Here is a 1,693-nt window from a genome sequence, read left to right as displayed (position 1 = left end):
TCAGGATGTATGCGAGCGACCCCGGGCGCACCACGTTTGAAACCTGGGGCACGATGGAGCGGGTCGATCAGCCCGGCGTGATTTACGCCGCCGGCGGCGCCACCACCATCTGGGTGGACTTCCCGAGCCAGAAAGCCGCCGGACTGCCCGACTGGATGCGCCAGATCGTCAATTGAGGGTCAAACAGGTCTTTAGTACTGCGCCCCAAAAGTATCGAAACATGAAAGCGCGTCTTCGCACCCATGGCGGCGTTGCAAACCTTGCGAAGGCGCCCAGCCTTCGCTGCGGCTTGCGCCTTGCCCTGGACACGAAGCCATCACTTTCATCTTGTTCCGCTACTTCCGGGGCGCAGTACTAGCCCTTTCCGTGCGGGCGCAGACAGCCATCAAATATGTAGCACCTGGTGGCTGCTTATTTCTGCTTGGGCACGCGTCCCATCAGATAAAACTCGGGGTTGGGCATCATGCTGGAGAAACTGGCGATGCGATTGGACAGGCCGAAGAAAGCCGTGATCGCGGCGATGTCCCAGATGTCCTCGTCGTTGAAGCCGTGGGCATGCAGGGCGGCAAAGTCGGCCTCTTCCACCTCGTGCGAGCGATCGCACACCTTCATGGCAAAGTCCAGCATGGCGCGTTGGCGCGGCGTGATGTCGGCCTTGCGGTAATTCACCGCGACCTGGTCGGCCACCAGCGGTTTTTTCTCGTAGATGCGCAACAGCGCGCCGTGCGCGACCACGCAATACAGGCACTGGTTGGCCGCGCTGGTGGTGGTGACGATCATCTCGCGGTCGCCCTTGGTCAGGCTGGACTCCTCGCGCAGCATGAGCGCGTCGTGGTAGGCGAAAAAAGCCCGCCATTCGGCAGGGCGGCGCGCCAACGCCAGGAATACGTTGGGCACAAAACCGGCTTTTTCCTGCACTTCGAGAATTTTTGCCTTGATGTCGTCGGGCAGGTCGTTGATGGCTGGGGCAGGGTAACGGGGCACGGTGCTCGGGGTCTGTGGGCGGGTCATGCGGGTTCCTTTAAAAAAAGCTTTATAAGTGGTTAGGCCCCAAGCCTAACTGCATGGGCTTGTCTGGCCGTTGTCGCGAGAAAACAGATGCAAAAAATCTTCATCAATAAAAACTATCAAACAAATACGTTTAATTTACTTTCATTATTTATGTCTGAAATTTAGACTTGGCACATGGGCCCAGGCGTTCACGTCACGACGTCACGTTCACGCCATGTTCCCGACGCTGTCCCAAGCCTCACCCACCCATCGAAAAGGAATCACCATGTCCGAGCAACAAATGCAAAGCGAAGCCAAGTGCCCATTTTCCGGCGGCGCTCCCGGGCTCACGCCACGGGGTACAACGAATGCGTCCTGGTGGCCCGGACAGCTGAACCTCAAGGTTTTGCACCAGCAATCCTCCCTGTCCAACCCGATGAGCCCGGACTTCAATTACACCGAAGAATTCAAGACACTCGACCTGGACGCCGTGATCGAGGATCTGCATGCCCTGATGACAGACTCGCAGTCCTGGTGGCCGGCGGACTACGGTCACTACGGTCCGTTCTTCGTCCGCATGGCCTGGCACGCAGCGGGCACGTATCGCATTTCCGATGGCCGTGGTGGCAGCGGCAGCGGCGAGCAGCGCTTTGCGCCGCTCAATAGCTGGCCCGACAACGGCAACCTCGACAAGGCACGTCGT

Annotated in this window: 1 protein-coding gene and 2 pseudogenes; 2 read left to right on the top strand and 1 reads right to left on the bottom strand. The window is 58.9% G+C overall.

The genetic code is table 11. From position 1 onward, the window contains the following. Positions 1-176: pseudogene (locus ACESMT_RS17995) on the top strand (acyl-CoA thioesterase); the annotation flags it as partial. 235 nt (positions 177-411) lie between these two features. On the opposite strand, the gene ACESMT_RS17990 reads toward ACESMT_RS17995, so the two are convergent. Beyond that, on the bottom strand, positions 412-1,011 hold the full coding sequence (locus ACESMT_RS17990; RefSeq protein ID WP_372827975.1) for a peroxidase-related enzyme: 600 nt from the start codon (positions 1,009-1,011) through the stop codon (positions 412-414). A 280-nt stretch (positions 1,012-1,291) separates the two neighbouring features. Between ACESMT_RS17990 and ACESMT_RS17985 the strand changes: the two are divergent. After that, positions 1,292-1,693 (top strand): annotated as a pseudogene (locus ACESMT_RS17985) (catalase-peroxidase); the annotation flags it as partial.

Source organism: Polaromonas sp. (assembly GCF_041689105.1).
GTDB lineage: Bacteria > Pseudomonadota > Gammaproteobacteria > Burkholderiales > Burkholderiaceae_C > Polaromonas.
Note: the sequence above shows the minus strand (reverse complement) of the source record. Positions and strands in the feature narration are given on the sequence as shown.